Source organism: Kribbella sp. NPDC051137, assembly GCF_040682535.1.
GTDB classification, from domain to species: Bacteria; Actinomycetota; Actinomycetes; order Propionibacteriales; family Kribbellaceae; genus Kribbella; species Kribbella karoonensis.
The window spans coordinates 260127-281243 of the sequence record NZ_JBFBBI010000005.1 but is presented as its reverse complement, the minus strand read 5'-3'; the positions used below and the strand labels follow the sequence as shown (position 1 = coordinate 281243).

8 protein-coding genes are annotated in these 21117 nt (G+C 70.3%); 6 read left to right on the top strand and 2 right to left on the bottom strand.

The window, feature by feature from the left end; all coding sequences use genetic code 11:
* From AB0M51_RS27320 to AB0M51_RS27310, 3 genes are all read left to right on the top strand, one after another.
* Entirely contained in the window at positions 1-1443 is a 1443-nt protein-coding gene (locus AB0M51_RS27320; RefSeq protein ID WP_344200581.1) for a hypothetical protein, read from the top strand.
* Between the two features lie 72 nt (positions 1444-1515).
* Complete coding sequence (locus AB0M51_RS27315; protein WP_344200578.1) at positions 1516-1881, top strand: hypothetical protein; 366 nt, start codon at positions 1516-1518, stop codon at positions 1879-1881.
* 13 nt (positions 1882-1894) lie between these two features.
* Positions 1895-2185, top strand: coding sequence for a hypothetical protein (locus AB0M51_RS27310; protein WP_344200575.1), 291 nt, complete (start codon positions 1895-1897; stop codon positions 2183-2185).
* 37 nt (positions 2186-2222) lie between these two features.
* Here the strand turns inward: AB0M51_RS27310 and mycP are convergent, their stop codons facing one another.
* Complete coding sequence (gene mycP, locus AB0M51_RS27305) at positions 2223-3422, bottom strand: type VII secretion-associated serine protease mycosin (protein WP_344200573.1); 1200 nt, start codon at positions 3420-3422, stop codon at positions 2223-2225.
* Between the two features lie 102 nt (positions 3423-3524).
* Between mycP and AB0M51_RS27300 the strand changes: the two genes are divergently transcribed.
* From AB0M51_RS27300 to AB0M51_RS27290, 3 genes are read left to right on the top strand one after another with little or no spacing between them, the layout of a single operon-like run.
* The gene (locus tag AB0M51_RS27300; protein ID WP_344200570.1) at positions 3525-3851 is read left to right on the top strand and encodes a YbaB/EbfC family nucleoid-associated protein; all 327 of its coding nucleotides are present in this window, start codon (positions 3525-3527) and stop codon (positions 3849-3851) included.
* A complete protein-coding gene (locus tag AB0M51_RS27295) occupies positions 3848-4228 on the top strand; it encodes a hypothetical protein (RefSeq protein WP_344200567.1) in 381 nt (126 codons plus the stop codon). The genes AB0M51_RS27300 and AB0M51_RS27295 overlap by 4 nt, the downstream gene beginning before the upstream one ends.
* Before the next feature lie 5 nt (positions 4229-4233).
* On the top strand, positions 4234-20547 hold the full coding sequence (locus tag AB0M51_RS27290) for a hypothetical protein (RefSeq protein WP_363751071.1): 16314 nt from the start codon (positions 4234-4236) through the stop codon (positions 20545-20547).
* Here the strand turns inward: AB0M51_RS27290 and AB0M51_RS27285 are convergent.
* Positions 20514-21107, bottom strand: coding sequence for a TIGR03086 family metal-binding protein (locus AB0M51_RS27285; RefSeq protein WP_363751069.1), 594 nt, complete (start codon positions 21105-21107; stop codon positions 20514-20516). The genes AB0M51_RS27290 and AB0M51_RS27285 overlap by 34 nt on opposite strands.
* Between the last annotated feature and the right edge of the window lie 10 nt (positions 21108-21117).

The following is a 21117-nucleotide window of genomic DNA, read 5'->3' as shown; positions in this document are numbered from 1 at the left end:
ATGACCAACAGCCCCCAGCAAGGCCCCTATGCGTCCGAGACGGATGTCAGCCGGATGCACGCACAACTGCAGACGCAGAACCCCGACCCCTGGCACACCCACGCCGGACGCTGGACGAATGCTTCGAACGACCTGCAGACGGCCGCCGGCAACCTCACGACGGCGCTGAACGACGTCCACACCTGGCAGCAGAGCACCGGCTCCCAAGCCTGGGTCACGTTCCGGGACGAGGTGCTCAAAGGCGCGGACTTCCTGCACAACTGGAGCGTGCAGGCGAACAACATCGCGGGCCGGATGAACACCATGGGCAACACGCTGACCGACGCACGGGGCCGGATGGACCAGCTGCTTACGGCCTGGAACCAGGCGAAGCAGGACCTGGCCTCGAACGATGCCCACACACGCGACTGGGCCAAGCAGGTCGTCGAGAACGCCGTTGCCGCCGCACAAGCCGAGATGAATACCGTCTCCCAGGCGTTGGCCCTGGTGCTCGACAAGGTCGGCGCCGACTTCGCCAAGTGGGCCGGTCCGGAGATCGGCCCGTCCGGAGATCCGTCCGATCCGCAGGCGAAGGGGAACGGGACGGACACTGCCAAAGCCGGTGGAGGTACCGGCACCGACGCCGGCGGGCCGACCAAGGTGTCGGCGGACGACAAGAGTCCGGACGACAAGAAACCGGACGAGAAGAAGCCGGACGACAAGCCCGCGGCGAAGGATCCGATCGAGGAGGCCGGGAAGTTCCTCGACGTGGTCGCGAAGGTGCCGGAGATCGCGGACAAGGGGATCACCGCGCTGCAGCACCTCAAGGACCTGCTCACGCCGACCACGCCGCCGACCACGACGCCGACCACCGCCATCACCGGCACGGACCCGGCGAAGTCGTCGATGGACGGACTGGTGGCCGATCATCCGTCGCTCGCGGGCGGACCGGGGACCACTACCGCGCCCGTCTTCCATCCGGACACAGCCCTTCCAACCGTGAGCAACGGCGGAACCAGCGCCTTTCCAACGGGTTCGATCGGCGGGAGTTCGCTCGGGCACCAGCCCGGCACGAAGGAAAGCACGCCCGTACAGAAGTCCACGACCGTCGCCGGTACGGCGGGCTCCGAGCCCACGCTGGCCGGCAAGACGTCGACGACGTCCACGACGGGCACGCAGCAGAGTACGCCGCCGATGTACCCGCCGCAGACCGGCGGAATGGGGGCCGGAGGCAACGGTGGGCGCGACATCAAGCCCGGCGCCGGAGCGAACCGCAAGCCCGGGTTCAACGTCCCGGCCGAGCAGAGCGAGACCGAGCGGATGCGCCGCAACGGTGTGCAGTCCGATCTGCAAGGACGGAACGGCGAGCATCGCCCGGCCGGAGTACCGCAGCGGAGACGCAAGCGCACACCTACCCGCGCGGTCGAGCGCGACGTACTCGACGAAGACCTGTGGCGGCTCTAGCCGGACCGCCACAACCAGCGTGACACCGACCGGTGATCACGTACCGGCAATCCCAACGGAGGAGGAAACACCATGGCCGGTGTGGAGACCGAAACCACCAGGATGGTGCAGACGGCCGCGGAGGCCGCCCGGATCGGCGACGCGCTGAAATCCGTGATGACCATGCTCGACAACTCGATGACGAGCCTGACCCCGATGGACGGCGAGATCAAGACCGTGTTCTGGCAGGGCCACCACAACCACCTCGAAGCGGTCGACCAGCTGTGCGCGAAGCTGCACCGGATGGCCGACGGCATCACCACGTCGAAGACGGCGTACGAGAGCGAGGACGCGGGCAGCCGGTCGGCGTTCAGCAGACTCGGCGCTGACGGTGCCCAGTCCGGCGGCGGTGGCACCGGTGGATCTGTTGGCGTGTCCATCGATACGAAGGTGCTCTAGGAAAGGACCCAGGATGCTCAACTATCCGTTCGACCAGATGGCGCAGGGTGCCGTCGACATGGCCTCCGCGAACAAGCAGGTGACCGACCTGCAGGAGCAGTTCCAGCACGCGATGCGGAACCTGCTCGCCGCCTGGAGGAGCCAGGAGGGCTCGCCGCAGATGCAGCAGGTGCAGCAGCTCTGGACCCAGGCCAACGAAGAGATCAACATGGTGCTCGGCCGCCGCAGCACCGCGCTCGACGACTCGTGGATCGGGATGAAGCGCGCCGACAACGTCGCCGCGAACGCACTCGACCAGGTCTGAGAACAACGGCCCGGCCTCCATCGAGGAGGCCGGGTCTTCAGTTTGCCCGCCAGCCCCGCCGCCGGCCGAGCGGTACGACGACCGCGGCGACGAGCAGCAAGCCCGCGAGAACCCCGGCGAACAAGGCGATTCGCCGGCCGTCGCGCCCGGCGGCGTCCCAGACGGCGGTACGTCGTTCCGCGGCGGCGTCGACCTTCACCGGACGGACCCGTGGCAGTACGGCGGGTTTCGCGGAGGCGAGGACGTCCTGCACGGCGCGGTACGGGTTGACCACGCCGGCGCCGTACTGGTCCGCCGGACCGGGCGCGGGAGTGGCCGTCGCGATCAGGCGGTTCGCCACCTCGCTCGCCGGGAGTTGCGGATCGGCCGCGCGGACGAGGGCCGCTGTACCGCTGACGAAGGCCGCCGCGAAGCTGGTGCCGTCGTAGTAGCGGTGGCCCCGGACCCGGGTCGCCGCCAGTACGCCGCCGCCGGGCGCGGAGATGTCGACGTACGAGCCGACCTGCGAGTTGGACAGCCGGGTGCCGTCGATCGTGATCGCACCGACGCCGACGACCCCTGGGTACGCCGCCGGGTACGTGACCGGGTCCGGTCCTTGCTGGGCGTGCGCGTTGCCGGCCGCCGCGACGATCAGCGCGTCGTGCCGCTGGGCGTACCGGACGGCGTCCCGGACCGGTTTCAGGTCCGAGTACATCGACAGCGAGATGTTGATCACCGAGGCGCCGGCGTCCGCGGCGTACCGGATCGCGCCGGCGAACACCGTCGCGTCGACCGACTCGCCGGTCTGCTCACTCGCGTCCCGTTCGCTGACCCGGATCGGCAGGATCCGCGCGCCCGGGGCGATCCCGCGGAAGCCGATCCCGCGCGCCGGCCGCGCGGCGATGATGCTCGCCACCGCCGTACCGTGCGAGACACAGTCGAAGTTCGCGCGAAGGTCTCCGGGCGTCAGGAGGTCGCGGCCGGGGAGCACGGCGCCGTTCAGTTGCGGATGATCGGCGTCAACGCCGGAGTCGATCACCGCGACGGTCACGCCGCGGCCGGTGACCTGCGGCGGCACCCGGTCCGGCGCTAGCCAGGTCTGTGCCCACGGCAACTTGTTCACCGGAGTACCGCCTGCTTCGGCGTTCTGGCACATGCCGGCCGGAGGTACGGCCACCGCAGTGGGCGCCAACGTCGGCAGCCCGGCCAGCAGTACCCCGGCGGCGGCCGCGGTCCAGCGGCCCGTTCTGACAGTCATCACACCCCGGACGGTAGGCCCCGGCCCGATCGGGCCACGGGTTCTGACCCCTTGTGGCCAGGTGCTGACCACGACCGCCATCCGGACCGGACCCTGGTGTACATGGAACTGTCGGAGATGGGTCTGGGCAGGGAATTGAAGGCGGTCGGCCTGCAGAACGAGCTCGAACGTTCGCTGGCCGCGATGAACGCCGTACACACCGAACTGGAGTCCGTGACCGCCACCGCGGTCTCCCCGGACCGCCTGATCAAGGTCACGATCGGCGCCCACGGCGACGTCCGGGCGCTCGAGTTCGACCCGGACGTCTTCCGTACCCAGGATCCGGCCCGTCTCGCCGCCGCCGTCCTCGCCACCCTGTCCGAGGCGAGCACGCTCATCGCCGCCAAGCTCGCCGACCGGTACACCGAACTCGCGGAGCGGCTGTCATGACACGGGTAGATCTGAGCGCCGTGTACGAGGTGGGCGAAGGGCTGTACGGGACCGGGCTGCAGTACGGTCCGGCGCTCGCCCGCGCGCTGGAGGCGATCAGCGTCGAGGCGGTCCGGGCCGCCTGCGGGGACAACAAGGACGGCAAGGAGATCTTCGACGGGTACACCACCCGGATGGCGAGCCTGGCCGATGCCGGTGCCGCACTGCAGGAGAGCATGACCAACCTCGCGATCGGGCTCTCCGGTGCCGCGGGCCTGCTCGAGCAGACCGACGGGGAGAACGCGGAGCGGGTCAAGGCCGCCGACCTCGGTCTGCAGCTCGACGGCAGCCCGCTGCCGGAGACCCCCGGCGTACCGCCGACCGGCGACCCCGCGTAACGGCCATGAGCCTGTGGCATCCGGTCGTCGAGTTCCTCGGCCTGCTCGTCGGCGTCGACCCCGACGACTACCCGTCGACCGACGAGGACGCGCTCCGCGAGTACGCCCGGCAGTACGACGCGATCGCGGCGGATCTGCGCAAATGCGTCGGCGCTTCCTGCCAGACCGCGGCGCAGAAGCTGCCGCAGATCTGGTCGGGTGAGGCCGGTACGGCGCTGGGCGCGGAGATCGGCAACTACGGGACCGACCCCCGGACGGGCGGTGTCGAGGCGATCGCGCAGGCCGCGGAGGAGGTCGCGGCGTACCTGCGGGAGCAGGCGGACACGGTGTTCCGGGCCAAGGTGATGTTCTGGGCGCAGGTCGCGATCGGACTCGCGATGTACGCGGTCCCGATCGGCAAGGTGATCAGCTTCGGGATGCGGGCGATCCTGGCCGACGGGCTGAAGAACTTCCTCAAGCGCAGGTTCGAGCAGATCATGGGGCTGACGGTCGCCGCGCTCCGGGGGCGCGCCGCGAAGGCGCTGGCGCTGACGCCGGTCAAGGTCTTCCAGGCGACGGCGCTGGTCGCGGCGAACGGCCTCGGGCCGAACACGATCGCCCAGGTGGCCGGCATCGTCACCGACCGGTCGCGCCACGGCGGCACGGATGCCCAAGGCAACTACGAGCACCAGAGCGGCTGGAACTGGAGCGAGACCGGGACGAACGCCGCCGTCACCGTGGCCGCCGTACCGATCGCGGCGCTGGCCGGCCTGGGACTGGGCGGTGTCGGCAAGACGGCGGCGGCGAAGCTGCCCGCCCTCACCCAGAAGGTGCCGGAGGTCGTGGCCCGGCAGCTCACCGGCGGCGCGACGATGGCGGTGACTATGCCGCTGGCAACCATGATCGGCACCGGACATGTACCGACAGTGCGGGAGGCATGGACCGAAGCCTGGCGGGCCGGCGTGATGGGTACGGCGGTACCCGTGGCCGGCTCGCATGCTCCGGTGCCGCCGGCGGCTGAGGCGGTCAAGGTCCCGGAGGTGCGGAACCACTCCATGTTCGCCGAACACGCGGCCAACAACCCGCCGGACGACACACCTCCGCAGGTCGCTGTCCAGCCCGGCTCGGGCGACGGGGCAGTTGGGCAGACCGGGGCTGATGTTGGACCGGCCAACGGCGTTGTGGGGCAGACAGGCAACGGTACGGCGCATACCGCCGGTCCCGAGGCAAGTGGCGTGATGGCTCCGGGCCCTGCCCAGGTCGCCGCCGGTCTCAGCAGGCCGGAGGTGTCCGCCCGCGCGGACGCCCGCTCCGGAGTCGTCGACGGAACAGCCGCCAACCCGAAGAGCACCCTCGCCGAACACCGCGCCCCGTCGTCCACCCCGGAGAAGATCACCACGCCCACGAGGCCGGCAGGTCCCGACAGACCTCCGTCCGGCCCAGACAAACCCCAAGCCCCCACCAAAGAAGCCGGCAACCCGGCCCCCACGGGCACACCGACCCAAACCGACAAACCGACGGGCGCCGACAAGCCGGTCGGCGCGGACAAACCAGTTGCCCTGGACAGGCCGGCAGGATCCGACCGGCAAGCCGTCGCAACCCGCCCGACCGCCGCAGACAATCCCGCTGGCGCAGAACAGCCTGCGGGCGCAGCCAAGCCCGCCGGCACGGTCAAGCCTCCCGGCGCAGATGGCCTGTCCGCCGCGCACCACCCTGCCGGTGGCGACCAGCCCGTCGGCGCGGTCAAGCCTGCTCGGAGGGAAGGGGACGAGACAAACGCCCACCCCAGTGGCCAGCCGGTCCGGCAGTCCCCGCCGAACCACTCGGACGGCAGCCACCCCACCCCGCGAACCGAACAGCCCGACCCAGCAACACCCACACACACCGAAACTCCCAAGGATGGAGCGGCGGGCGGGAAGGAGCCGGCGGACTGGAGTCGTACCAAGGAGCATCAGGCTGTCGTGGACCTCCGGGCTGACGCTGAAGCGAAGGCGGTGCGGGCACGGGACACGACGCGGGAGAACCGGGCGAACGAGCAGTCGACCGAGGAAGCCCTCCGCGCGTACCAAGACGCGAAGAAGGAACGCGCGCAAGCAGAAGCGGCCTACCGCCAGACTCGCCACAAGGAAGAACAAGAGAGCGCCCAGGCAAAAGAGCTAGAAGCCCACGCCAAGACCACACAAGAGAAGTACGAGACCGCAAGAGCCGCCCTGGTCGCCGCCAAGGACGCCGACACAGCTGTCCGCGTCGCCGAGCTGGCGGCCGACGCGAAGCGGCTCTCGCACCTGGCCGCAAAGCTGGACTACGTCCTCTCACGGCTGAGCCCGGCCGAGCTTAGGCAACTCTTCGAAGGCAAGCTCGACGTACTCAAGGGCGCCCTCCCGAAGGACTTGACCGAAGCGGACGCCCAGCTGCTGTCGATCCATGAGCTGATCCACCGCACCGACCGTAAGGAAGGCTGGGGCTTCGGCCTGAACTGGACTCAGTTGCACGCCGACGCCGCCCTGCGTGACGGCCTGCTGGTCGAGATGAAGACCGGTGAGGGCAAGACAGCGGTCGCCGTCGTCACGCTCGGCATGATGGCGGCCGAAGGCCCCGTGCACTTCATGACCTCGAGCAAGAGCCTCGCCGACCAGGCGCACACGTCGTTCCGTAAGGTGCTGGAGCCGCTCGGGTACGACATCATCCACGTCGACCCCGCAGTCCGGTACCCGGAGCCGCGCGGCCGGACCGTCTACGTCGGTGAGGTCGCGGCGTTCGGCTGGAAGATGGGTCGCGACCAACGGGTGCCCGGCGACCATGTCCTGGTCGACGAGATCGACGCGGTCGCGGTCGACCTTGCCGCGCAGCGCTACACGCACAGCGCCGGCAGTGCCCGGAGGGCGTCGCCCCGGACCCGGGCGGAGGTACTGCGAGCGAAGGAGGCGATCGAGAACGGCGCCTTCAAGGAGTCCGACTTCGAGTTGACGTCCGGCGGGGCCAAGCTCAAGAACGAGGCGCTGCAGCGACTCGCGGACACGGAGAAGTCCGCGCGGAGCCTGCAGCGTCAGGCCCGGCGGCTGGAGGCGGCCGCGCAGGCGAAGTTCTTCCTGATGGAGGAGCGCCACTACTTCCGGCAGCAGATCGGCGGCCGGGAGACGATCATCATCATCAGCGAGCATCTCGGCGAGCCGCTGATCGACCGCGAGACTCTGCTGGAGCAGCGCTGGACCGACGTCGGCCAGGCGCTCGAAGCTCTGCACGACCTGGAGGTACGGGCGGACCCGAAGCACACCAACGGGGTCAACACCCGGCAGCTGCTCGACAGCTACCGGACCGTGCGCGGAATGTCCGGTACGGCGCGGTTGGCGGAGCAAGCGATGCACGACCTGTACGGCGAGACCAAGGTCGGCCGGGGCGCCGAGATCGACCGGGCCAGGCCGTCGCGGCTGGAGACCCACGAGCCGCTGACCGTCGAGACCGTGCAGGAGAAGTACCAGGCGGTCGTCGACCGGGCGATCTCGGACCTGGCCAAGGGCGGAGACCTGGCGAAGGGCGACCCGCAGTTGATCCTCGTCGAGCACAACGACGAGGTCGTGATGCTCCAGAAACTGTTCGAGAAGGCGCTCGAGGATCTCCCCGGCGAGGTCAAGATCCAGATCGTGGACGCCCGCAAGCTGTTCGAGTACGGCCAGGAGGTGCAGAACCTTCCCAAGGACCAGCAGCAGAACGCGGGCCTGAACCGCGTGCTGCAGCGGGCCGGGGAGCCGGGCACGATCACGATCGGGAACAAGGTGATGAGCCGCGGTATCGACATCAAACCGCGCACTGAGGGCGGTCTGCAGACGATCGTCACGTACTTCGACCCCCAGTCGCCACGGACCACGGAGCAGGCCATGAGCCGCTCCGGCCGGCAGGGCGCAATGGGCAGAGCTGGTCTGATCACGTCCCACGAGGACACGTTGTTCCGCCAGAACAGCGGCGCGCTGGAGGCTTCGGTCGCCTACCATGACGCACCCTCGTCAGCAGCGCGGAAGCAGGCGTTCGACGACTACGTCACCGCGACCATCGCCCACGCGAGGGCAACCGCGCTCGGCCAGGGGGAGTACACCGCTCCCGCCGTTCAAGCGACCGCCGCTGCTTTGAAAGCCGCAGAAGAAGACGTCGACACAACTGCCTACAAACAGGCTGTCGAGGCCGCCCAGCATGCCGGGCAACGCGCCCAGATCGCCAAGATCCAGGACCTCCAACACCAAGAGTCAGGCACGCTGAACCGCGACGACACCGCACGCAGCCGTCGCGTACCCGACCCGCAGCCCGACCAGCGGGCCGACCAGCAGCCCGACCAGCAGCCCGACCAGCAGCTTGGCGAGCGGGCCGAGCCGCTCGACGGCGTGGCGTACCAGCGGCTGTCGCCGGCTGAGCAGGCAGAGGTCCGCGCGATCGTCAGCACCCTCACCGCGGACAATCCGGTACGGCTCGAAGGACTCCGGCCACTCCTCGAAAGCCCCTGGCTACGGTCGCTCGGTCCTGAGCGGCTGATGCAGGAGCTGCGGAGCTGGGAAGGGCTCAGCTACCCGGACGTGTTCGGCAAGGGCGTCCTGTTCGGCATCGGGATGGCCGATGCGCCGACGCCGGTGCCGCTCGTCCGCCCGTCGCGGGACTTCGCCGACGCGCTGGATCTCGGCGTACACGAGGCTCTGCCCGACCAGCTGGCCGGGCCGGACGGCGCGGACTGGGTGGTCAGGTTCTACCCGGAGAGCGACAGCGCTCAGGCGCTGGCCGAGCTCGACGGTCTGTACGGCGCCTACCTGACCGGCTTCGGGCCGCCGCCGTACGGGCTGGTGCGCGCCACGGTCGCCGACCGGCGGTACGTCGGCGTCGGGAGGGCGCCGGTGGCCGGCGGGGCGATCGTGGCGACGGAGGACGCTGGGGCGGAGGCGGTCGCGGAGGCCGGGCGCCGGCGGGCGCGGGTGACCTTCCGGACGGCGCAGCAGCTCGACGTCTTCGGCCGGGCGCTGATCGTCCACGGGTACTCGGCGCGTCGTGATCTGAAGTACCTCGTCGACGATGCCGGGAACTTCCGGCCGGTCGACCTGACCGGTGTCGAAGCGTTGCCGGAGGATCCGTCCGAGCGGGAGTCCCGGATCGCCGAGCACTTCGCGATCGTCGCCGAGCACCGGCGGGTCCTGGTGGAAGCGGCCGTCGAGAACGGCCCGGCTCCGGAGGCTGCGCCGGCTCCGGTACGACTGGCGGCGCCCGACCCGGCTGTTCCCGGACTGTTGAGCGGGCTCCCGTCGTACAGCAGCCTCACCGTCGAGCAGCAGAACCGGATCGTCGCGATCGTCGGGCGCGTCACCGCGAACGACGCGGTGCTACTCGACGGGCTCCGCCCGCTGCTCGAAAGTCCGGGGCTCCGGGTGCTCGGTCCCGAGGGGCTGCTGGCGGAGATCGGGAGTTGGGAGGGTCTCGAGTACGGCGACGTCTTCGGCCGGGGATCCGCGCTGGACGTGGAGGTCGCCGGAGCGCCGCGGCAGCCGGTCGAGCGTCGGTCGTACCCGGTGAGCTGGGACGAAGCGACCCGTCTCGAGTTGGCACCGACAGCGCTGCGGCGTTTGAGCAGCGGCGGCGTGCCTGGTTCGGTCGCGACGCTGGGCGAGTACGCCGGAGTCTTCCAGATCGACCGGCCCGACGGCCGGAAGTGGGCGCTCAAGCTGTGGCCCGCCCAGGGCTTCGAGCGGCAGATCATGCGCGAGTTCGCGGGCCAGCGTGCTGCCGAACCCACCGGGTATGCGCCGGAGCTGTACGGCTTGGTCAAGGCGACGATCGACGGCCAGGAGTACGCAGGTGTCGCGATGGAGCCGTTGCCTGGCGGATTCGTCAGCACCACCAGTCTCGATCCGGCGATCGTCGCGGACGTGGGCCGGTGGCGCGCGGCTGTCGACTTCAACACCGTCCGGCAACTCGACCAGTATCTGCGGCGATTGGTGGACAACGGGCACGACATCCAGGACGAGCTGCAGTTCTTCGTCGACGACGCGGGCACGGTACACCCGATCGACTTCGAGGCCGTACGACCGATATCGACGGACGCCGTCGTTCGATCGGCCGGCGAGATCGGGCCGTTCATCGCCCGCAGCACCCGGAACAACCTGCTGGCCGTGGCGATCGAGAACGCCCGTCGCGAGGCCGGCCGGGCTCGGCTGGTCGAGGGCGTTCGGGGGACCATGGCGGTCGAGGACGCCGAGCGGGCGGTGGCGGCCGCTCGGAAACGGCTGCGGCTGCCGCGGGAGATCAACGTGCGGTTCGTGGTCGGTGCGGACAACGCCGAGCTGGTCGAGAAGCACGGGATCGAGCCTCCGGACGGGGCACGTCCTGGGTACTTCCGGATGGAAGACGGCGTCGGCGTCGTGTACGTGTCGGCCGCCGACCACCCGTCCGCGGAGGACGTCCGGAAGACGATCGCGCACGAGGTGATCGGGCACTACGGGTGGCGGTTGTTCAGCCCCGCGGACCGGGCCGCGCTGCTTGCCGAGGTCGACGTACTCGCCCGGACCCTTGCTCCGGAGCAGTACGCCGAAATCCGGGCGCTGTACGACGAGCACCAGGCCGAGGAGTTCCTGGCGTGGCTGATCGAGGGCGGACTGCCGCGGCGGTTCGTCAACGCGGTGCTCGCCGGGCCGTTCGGCCGGTTCCTGGGGCGCTGGATCAGCGACGAGACGCTCGACCGCGCGCGCCGGTACCACGAGCTCGAACCGCTGTACCGGATCGCCCGCCTGCTGAATCGCGCCGTACGCCGGAACCGGCCGGTGTACGACGCCGCGGCCGCCGGCGTCCGTACTCGCACCGGTCACAACGGCCCGAGCATCTCGCGGATCCGCCCCGCGCGGATGAACAAGTACGACGGCGAGGGCCTGCCCGCGTTCACCAGCGGCCTGGTGGAGTCGTCGTACGACGATCTGGACGACAAGGCGCTTGCGGCCGTCCTGCAGCCCGGCACCGTGAAGCGCTTCCTGGTCACCGCGGCAGACGACAACCATGTCGAGATCGAAGGCGCCCGGCTGACGCCGCACCACCTCGCGGTGATGATCGACCTCTATCGCAACGTCTCGGTGGTCCTCGACGGCGCCCCGGCAGGCTTCGCGCAGAAGGTCGCGAACATCGTCGGCGTCGACATCACGATCCGTACGGCGAACGGCTGGAAGGCCCTGCACCCGAAGGTCGAGCCACCGCGCGAAGGCACGGTGGAAGTCCGCGACGACACCTACCTGGTCCGAACCCCCGCGCACCCCGACGGCATCGAGATCCAGGATGTGGAGCCGCATCTCGGCCGGCTGCTCGGGATCGGCGGGTCGAAGGCGGCGTTCGCGTTCTACGACAAGGTGGTGCTGATCGCGCTGCCGACGGTCGAGGTGTCGTTCTACACCCAGCTCGCCCGGCTCGAAGGGCTGCTCGAGAAGCCGGGCGCGGCGGACGTCATCGCGCCGCTGCGGTACACGACTGTGTTCGGCCGGGACGCGTTCGTGGCCGACCGCTTCCCGCGGATCAGCCGCGACGTGTGGGTCAGCGTCCCGGACTTCGCCGCGCCGGACGCGCTCCGTCCGACGCGGGCCTCGCTCGACAGCCTGCTGGCGATCCGCGAGTTCTTCGTCGCGAACAACCTGACCATCGGCGACCTGCAGTTCGGCATCGACCGGGACGGCCGGTTCTGGGTGTACGACGTCGGCCGCGTCCGCCCGCTCGCCCACGACCTGCCGCTCGGGACGAAACTGGACATCTTCGCGAAGCGGAATCCGCTCGAGGTCGTCGACGCCTGGATCGCCTGGGCGGCCGCGGAGCATCCGTTCATCCCGAACGGCCGCCCTCTCAGGTCCCCGGCACCGCGTGAGGACCTCGAACCACCGTCGTACGACTGGAACACCGCAGGCACCCATCCTGCCGCTCAGCTCTACCCGGACACACCCGAGGCCCGCGAGCGCGTCGTCGCGGAACTCGAACGTGCGTACGTCGCCGCCCGCACGGGCTACGGTCCGGTCCCGATCGGGCTTGTCACGACCGAGCTCGACGGCGCACCGTACGTCGGATACGCCGTGCAGCTGGTCGATCCCGCGGTACACACCGAGGCGGTCACGCTGGACACCGTCTACCAGTTGTACGAGTACGTACGTCGTTTGCGTGCTCTCGGCTACTACCCGGTCGGCGAGCTGCAGGGCGCAGTCGACGCCAACGGCACGTTCCACGCGGTCGACTCCAGCGGGATCGAGCCGCTGCCGGGCGAGGCGCGTCTCGGGCCGTTCGCCGATCAGTTGCTGCAGGCAGCGTTCGACAACCTGAAGCGTGCCTTCGGCAACGAAACCGGCCGGGACCGGCGGGTGCACCGGGACCAGCCGCGCGGCGGTGCCGGCAGCATCCACCGCAGCGACTTCCGCGGCGACGGCCTCCGCAGGCAGAACCTCGCCGCGATCTGGGCGGCCGCCGAGGACGCGCTGCCGCAGATCGCCGCCGCGGTCGGTTCGGTGCACGGCGACGTCCGGGCGATCGCGCTCGACGCGAACCGCCTGACGATCACGTCCTGGAACACATCGGAGTTCACCGTCGACCTCGCGGTGGAAGGCGACTTCACCAACGCCGGCCCGGTCCGCTGGCAGCACACGCCTGACTCCATGCACTGGGCCCGGATCACCCTGTCGCCGAGGACTCGCCCGGAAGTAGTGGGTCGAGCGCTCACCTACGCCATCGCCGCCGTGGTCGCCGCACGCGCCGACGACACGCCACGGGCGGCGGCGTACGACCAGGTCGGCAGGCATGCCGAGGCCGGGTATCTCGTGGCTCGGGTGGAACGGGGCGGCTCCCGGTACCACTTCCGGAAGGAACTGCGGATCCTGCTGCACCACCTGGGCAAGGCCGGCGGCGACCTGCCGCCCGCTCTCCAGCAGCGCGTCGCGACCGTCCTGCGGCGTGGCGCCCTCGACAAGTGGGTCGGGCGCAAACTGAACGAACGGGAGGACGGCTGGACCGACCCGGCCGTGTTCCGCCCGCTGCAGTTGCCGGCGCTCGACACCGGTCAGTCGTTCGCGCCGGACCCGGCCGTAGATCGCTTCGTCCACGGGGCGTTCCGGCACTTCGCGAAGCAGCCCGAGGTGTCTCCCGAGCCAGGTCACTCGGTCAGCCGTTTGACCGTACTTCGCGAGCAGCCGTTGTTGCGGCAGCTCGTCAACTGGCACGGTGCTCAGCGAGTCGCCGAACTCGGCAAACTGGACCCGGGGCGATTCGTTGCCCAGATCAACGACTTCGACCGGCAGCCCGTCGCTGCCGCGTTCGCCCGCCTCCGCAACCTGCTCCGGCAACGTGAGACCGCGACGTCGGCACGGGGTCGTCGTACCGCGGCCCGGCAATTCTCCGAGCTGGCCCACGCGCTCGGGGTGGCGGCCCACGACGACCTCCGGTCCGCGTTGCCGCACGACCTGGCGGCCGCGGTCGTCGACCTGGAGCCCAGCCTGCTCCAGCGCGTCAACCGGACCGTCGACCGCGGCGCCAGGTCGATCCCCGGACTGCGCGCCGACCTGGTCCTCGGATTCCTGGAGACCGTGCCGGCCGGTATCGCGTCCGCCGCGGTGCTCGCGGGCAATGACCGCGTCGGTCTCGCCGCCGCGGTCCTGCTGGGCGCCGTCGCGCTCTCCCCGGTACGTACCATCGCCAACCGGTACGTCGAATCGCGCGAGGAGCAGGTCAAGGCCGATCGCCGGAGCTACCGTCGCGCCCTTGACGAGAAGGCCCGCGAGCCGCAACACGCCGTACTCGCGGACGCGGTTCGTACCGCCTACCAGAAGGTCGGGTCGGCGGCCGGTGTGCCGGCCGTGCGTCGGCCGGTGCCGCGTGCGGACCTTCCCGCCCCGGAGCAGAAGGCCCCCGCGCTGACTACGCCGTGGTGGTCGTTCCCGTTACGCAGCTCGATCCCGATCGCCGCCGCGGCGATCCCGATGGCTGTCGCCGTACCGACCGTCGTCGTCGGTGCCGCGGTCGGGCTGGCCGTCACGGTCATCGGCTCCACGCAGTACCTGTTCGCCCGGCACCAGGCGACCCTCGACGACGAGCGCCGTACCCGCGACTACGAGTGGCGGAGCTGGCGGCAACTGGTCGACGAGATCCGCGGCACCGCCGACCATCTGGCCCGGTTGCGGGCCCTCGGCAACCAACTGGGCGAGCCGGGCGTGGCGTTCCCGGCGTTCGAGTTCGAGGCGCCGACCGACCACACCGGCCGCGGGGTGGTCCCGGCCAAGCCGTACTTCGCGGGCCGCGAGCTGCCGTTCGGCACGGTACCGATGGCGCACCGCCTCACCAGCGTGTACCTCCAGCAACAACTCGACACCGCGCCGACCGCCGTACTCGAGGCACTGGCCCGGCTCGGGACGATCGGAGCCGTGTCCGGCCTCGTCGAGGCGTTCCACGCCGAGGCGAACCGAAACGGGTTCGACCGCCGCATGCACAACTGGCTGGACCTGCTCCGGCTCTCGGTGCAGGCCTGTACGGACGAGATCAACGACTCGCTGCTCTCCCGCCTGGACGCGCTCCTGGCCGGGGCATCCGAGGAGAGGTTTGCGATCCCGGTTCTCCCGCCGTGGTCACCCGTCCTGCACCCTGATCGCGAGGCCACGACCGCGCGGCGCTGGTACGCCGCTGGCGCGTTCGCGATCGCCGCGTCGGGCGTCGGCGTGGCCGGCTCGATGGTGTACGCCTTCCACCTCGACCCGCTGTACCTCTGGCAGGCCACCTTCGCCGGACTCGTCCTGCCGGTCAGCTTCTACGCGAAGTACCTGCGCCGTCGCACGCGGGTCAAGGCGGACATGGCCGAGCGGGACCGTGGTGCTGAGAAGCGGGCCGTCGACGAACTCGACCGCGAGCGCGCCACCGCCGCCGACACCGTGCACGAGCTCGACCGGATCGAGGACGCGATCGCCGGCCGGCCGCCGCGGACCCGGCCGGCGCCGACCAGCGAACTGACCGCGTTCATCGCGTTCGAACGCCGCGAGGACCGCGGCTCCGCCGAACTCAGCCGACTGCTGATCAAGCTCGGCAAGCTGGACGCCGAGTGGCACCGGCTGCTGCAGGGCTACGTCGAGCTGCATGAGCTCAGCGACGTACTGGTGGCCATCTCGACGACGCTGTCGCAGTACGCCGACGCGCTGCACAAGCTCGGCGTCGACCCGCACGTGCGGCTCGCGGGTCCGCAGGACCGTCCGGTGAGCGACTCGGTGCTGCATCACGACCCGGTGCAGGCGCGGATCCTCTCCGACCGCACCTGGCAGGGGAACGCCGAGGACGCGGCCCTGATCGCCGCCAAGGTCCACCTCGCCACCGAGGACCGGTACGGCCCGTTCTCACTGACGCAGATCCAGGCGCAGGCGGCTACCGGCAAGCCGCTGCTCGACATCGCTGCGGACCTGGTCTTCGATGCGGAACACCGGCGCGGGCCGACCCGGTCCGCCGGCACCCGAGCGTTGACAGCGCGGGTGGAGTTCCTGCGCAGCCTCACCGCGGATCGCGCGCAGGCGGTCCCGGCACGTCTCCTGCAGCAGGAACAGATCCCGCTCGACTGGCCGACGTACGCACGGATGCGGGACAAGGCGATCCAGCAGCAGTACAGGGAGTTGACGACCCGGGCGATAGCTCGGAGGACGAGCGCGGCGGACACTGACGACGAGGACAAGGCGGCAAGGCACACCGCGATCGCCGATGCCTGCATGAAGGCGGCGGTCCACGCCCGGCGAGCAGGCGGGGCGTGGCAGGCATTCGTCAGCAACCCGACACCCGCGGCGCTGGCGACCGCCCGGCAAGCCGATGAGTTGGCCGAGCAGCGGGTCGCGGAGAGCCTGCCGTCCAAGGATGTACTGCCGACCGCGATCGTCTCCGGCGACCTCCCGCACCTGACCACACTCAGCGAGGAGCTGAACGACGCGCTTGCCCAAGCAGGCAAGGAATTCCGGTTCACGCCCGAGCTGCTGCACCGCACGTTGCGGGCGGAGACGCGCCGGCTGCTCTCGCCCGACGGGTTGATCCTGACCGTCGGCAACGATCCGCAGGCAGACGTCAGCGAGCTGGTCCAGTTCGAGCTGGTCCTCGACCCGAATCAGCTGCAGGAGGTCCTGGACCACCCGGTCACGTTCGAGGAGGGACAGCTCGGCCAGATCGTGCAGGGTGGGACCAGCATCGGTACGACGACCACCACGACGTACGGCGGGAACGGCGCGCTGAAGCTGGCCACCGCGCTCTCCGGACTGCCGGACCACAACCCTGTGAAGGCAGTGGCGACGGCCGTCGCGCCGAGTATCGAGTACGCGAAGCACACCGGCCTGAGCGTGACCGGCGGCGCGACCGAGTACGGGCTGCCCGGCGCGGTCGACGTGATCCAGGGCGAGATCCTCAGGTTCCGCGCGGCCCGGCCGCGCTGGACCTGGCGGATCCGGACGTCCGCGGTCGGCACCTGGTCGGAGCAGCACGTGGTCGCCGGTACGGCGGAGACGCTCGACCTCGGGATCAGCCACGCGTACACGGTCGGGGCGCCGACGGACACGGTGACGATCGAGAGCCTCGGCGGCACCCGCGATACCGCGTTGCCGGAGCATGCCGCGTCCCGGGTCGACGGGCTGAACGACCTCGCGGACCTGGCGATTGCGGGCCTCCGGCAACGACTGGGGAGGCTCGACCGGATCGGTCACGACCAGCTCCGCGGCATGCTTCTCGAGGACGTACCTGGCCGGTTGGCGCAGGCCACCCGGCCGGGCGGCTTGACCCGGCCGATCACCACCGGCGGGCGCGTGGTCGCGTACGCGCAGCTCGAGACCACGGTGGTGCACGAGCAGACGACGATGCTGGGCGACAGCTCGAAGGACCACAAGGTCGAGCGTCTCCGGGTCAGCTTCTCGGGGACGTCGGGCAGCCAGACCACGTCCGCCGGCGATTCGTACGCGATCTCCGCCGGCGGTACGGCGGTCCATGACGTGGCCGGCAGGCCCTGGGACTTCGGGGTGAGCGCCAAGGTGGGAGTCAGCACCGGATCCGACGTCACCGCGAGCACCGGCGACATGGCGATCCACCCGAGCGTGCAACGGGTCCAGCCGACGGTGGGCGTGAGGCTCCGGCTGGTCCATACCCTGACGATCCACCGCGTCGACAAGCGCGACAGTTTCGCGCTGACGTCCGACGGCGACGCGGTACTGCGGATGCCCGAGACCGACGCGTTCCGGTACGGGCTCCCGGTCCCGGCGGCTGCGGTTCTGCGGGCGGAGGACGGCCGGCCGAGGTACGGCGAGGACAAGCGGCTGCTGCTGCGCGGCGATCCCGTACCCCAGGAGAAGGAGTACAAGCTCCCGGTCTGGATGCGGGACATCCGGGGCGCGGGACCCGCGCTCGTCCAGGAACTCACCGGTGCCGACAAGGTGCTGAAGGACTTCCTCGCCCACCTGGCCGACAAGGAGCTGATCCCGGACGGCGAGCTCGGTGGCAAGAACCCGGCGCTCGTCGCGAGTCAGCTGGCGAACCTCGAACGGATCTGCGAGCAGCTGGCGCGGCATCGCCTGGAGACCGGCTACGACATCGCGGCCCAGGAAGGCATCCTGTTCCAGCTCGACCTGCACCGGCCCCGGCGGCTGCCGGTTCAGCACACCTACCGGATCAAGATCTTCCCGGACACGGCCGACGCCCAGTTCCTCGGGCTGACCGACGGCGAGACCGTGGTGAACCTGGACATCGGCTCGAACTCCACCGGCAAATCCGGCAGCTGGTCGCACAGCCTGCCCTGGCAGTTCCAGGGCGGCCTCAGCAACAAGGCGAAGGTGGGTCCGACACCCGAGGGCGGCGTGACGCGCGGGCGGTCGGTGCTCGGCCGGTCCGTCAGCTGGGCGACCGGAAGCACCGTGAACCGGGTGTCGCTGACCGAGAGCACCGCGAAGGTCGCCGTCTTCGACGTACCGCACCGGATCGTCGTCACCGACGTGACCGACGAGTCCACGCCGGTCGCAGTCGGCAAGGGTTCGGCCAGGATCGCGATCGACAGCGAGTTCTGCCCCGGTGACCTCACACCGACGACAGCGATCGCGGGCGAGGTCGATCCGCTACTGTTGCGTGCGGCAACGTTCCAGGCGGTCGACATCGGCGACCCGGTCGGTCGGCTGCTGAAGCTGCTGCCGCAGCTCGCCCGCACGGACAGTTCGGCGCTGCACCACCTCAGCGCGTTCCTGAACCCGCGCAACCTGGCGGCGCGGCCCGAGCTGCTGCTGGCGCCGTACCGGACCGGCCTGCTGGTCACGCCGGTACCGTCGACGCCCGCGCAGGCCGTGGTGCAGAACCGCATCACCGCGGGCCGCGCGAAGCTGACGGTCACCTCCTCGCTGTGGAACCTTCGGTACGTCGGTTACGGCAGCCCGGTGAACGGTGAGATCAACCTGACCCTCGGCAGTACCACCATGACCACCGGTACGTCGACCGGTCGCTCCGTGACCGGCGCCTTCGGCGACGGGATGGCCGAGGCCGACGGATCGTCGTACGGCGGATCCTTCAGCGGGAACCGGTCCGTGAACGAATCGGCGAGCCGGACCGAGACGCAGATCGGCGGCATCGAGCGGCTGATCATCCGCAACGGTCAGCAGTACCAGTTCTGGGCCGATCTGGCGGTCGTCGCGGAGCTGGAGGAGGCCGGTGCGAAGCCACACCAGGTCGGTGTCGGTGCCGGTGGGCTGATGCTGACGATGCCGGAACCCGACGTGCTGCGGCTGTACGGTCAGGGCCGGCTGGATCTTCCGGAGCAGAAGGTTGCCGAGGTCATCGATCGGCTGCGCGACGGCAAGCTGACACTCGACCAGCGGACGGCGGTGTCGGTGATCCAGCGCTATGTCCTCGAGGTTCGCCCGCGGGACGTCGCGCCGTTGGTACGCCGGCTGACCGGCCTGAGGTCACGGCGGCTGGCCGAGTTGCTCCCCAAGGCCGAGGAACTCGCCGCGCAGCGCGCCAGGATCAGGCTGCCGAAGTACTACGACACCACGATGGGCGCCGCGATGATCGACAGCTCGTCGGTGCGCGGCCCGGACGGCACCGAGTCCGACCTGTACCGCGAGGTACTCGCCGCACTCGACGACAACGCGCTCGAAGACCCGGTCCTCGCCGCGGGGTTGCGCGGTGACCTGGCCGGGCTGCGCTGGCACGGGCACATCGACAACCTGCTCAGCCCGAGCGGCTTCGTCACCGAGTACCCGACCGCCGTCGGTCGACCGGTGAAGGTGCGGATCCGGCTGCGGTACAAGGGCCGGCCGACGATGGACCGATGGCCGTCCGACGAGCCCGCCGCGAACGCGCTGACGATCCTGCAGGTCTACAACTACCGCGAGCTGAGCCGCGGCGCCACGAGCACCACGTCGTACGGCGGCGAGGTCGACGGCGCCCTGTCGCCGCACAAGCTCGGGATCGGGACCGAGCTCGGGACGTCGAGCAGCGCGTCGAGTACCGATCAGAACACCCGGATCACCAGAGCGCTGTGGGAACGGACCATGCGGGTCACGCGCCGCTTCAAGCTGACAGTGCAGATCGACGACTCACCGTCCCGAGCCCTGACCGGTGAGCTGACGCTGCTGGTGCCGCCGTCGGTCGTCAACGCGAAGCCGGGGAAGGCCGATGGCCGTACGGTCACGCTGCCCCGCGGCGCCGTCGTCGGAGGCACGACAGCGCACCGGCTGTTCGACATCGTGCACGAACGGCTGGGGAAGCCGGACATGCTCACCCAGGCGGGTGTGGAACTGCATCGGACGACGCTGGAGAACGTCCTGTCCGCCGCGACCCGGATGGCCGCGTTCGAACAGATCGCCTCACCCGACGGCTACCCGATGGTGCGGCTGCCGGTGCCGGGTCACCGGTCGCGCACGGTCGCCGTCCACGTCCGGGCCGAACTGTCCGGGATGCGGCTGGTCGCCGCCGACGAGACCCAGCTGGGCCAGATCGACCGCGAACAGCACGTCACCCAGGCGACGACGAGCAGCACGCACCTGCTGCCCGCCGCCGGGTCGTACGGATCCGCGAGCCCGGACGGCGTCCTCGGCGTCGGCCTGACCGGCGGCGAGCAAGCCACGGAGAAGGTGGCCGACGGCACCGGCGGACGGAACGAGACGTCGATGTACGAGCGTGGCCCGGTCGTGACGGTGCAGGTCGACGTGCAGTACCACCTCACCTACACCCGCGTGCATCCGCACCGGACCGGCCGCCCGGACACCGCGGTCGTGCCCGGTACGGCGAATCTCACCATGTACCGGCACGACTACGAGGCGATGCTCGAACGTCGGCGTCAGCTCGGCCAGGCGGGGTTGCGGCCGAGGTAGGCGACGACGCCGTCGAGGCTCTCCGCGTCGTCCCACGCCAGGTCCGGTGCGAACGGCGCGCCGGGCATCAGCCGGACGTCCCCGGTGGGCACGACGTGCGCCACGCTGTGCGCGGCGGCGAGAAGGTCCGGGCCGAACGACACCGTCGTACCGAGGGACTTCGCGACGTCCCAGCTGTGCACGACGTAGTCGATGAAGTGGAAGCTGATCGCCTGGGCCCCGGGGAACGCGGCGTCCGGGCCGAACTCGGAGAGCGGGAACGTCCGCTCCACGACACCGGGCTGCGCGAACGCGTCCAGCACGTGCTCGGCGGAAGCGACGTACGCCTTCACCGGGTCGTCGCCGAGGTCTCGCGCCTTCCACACCGTCGGGTCGTCCTCGCCGCGGGAGGCGGCCGCGAACCCGTAGTGCTGGGCGGCCATGTGCTCGAGCAGGCCGTAGAGCGTCCAGGCCCGGCAGGGCGTCGGCTTGGAGAGATCGTCAAGGGTCGCGGTGCCGACCAGCTCGATGCTGGTCCGGACCGCTTCGGCGTCGAGCGCCACGTAGTCAATAGTAGGCATGCGCTGATCA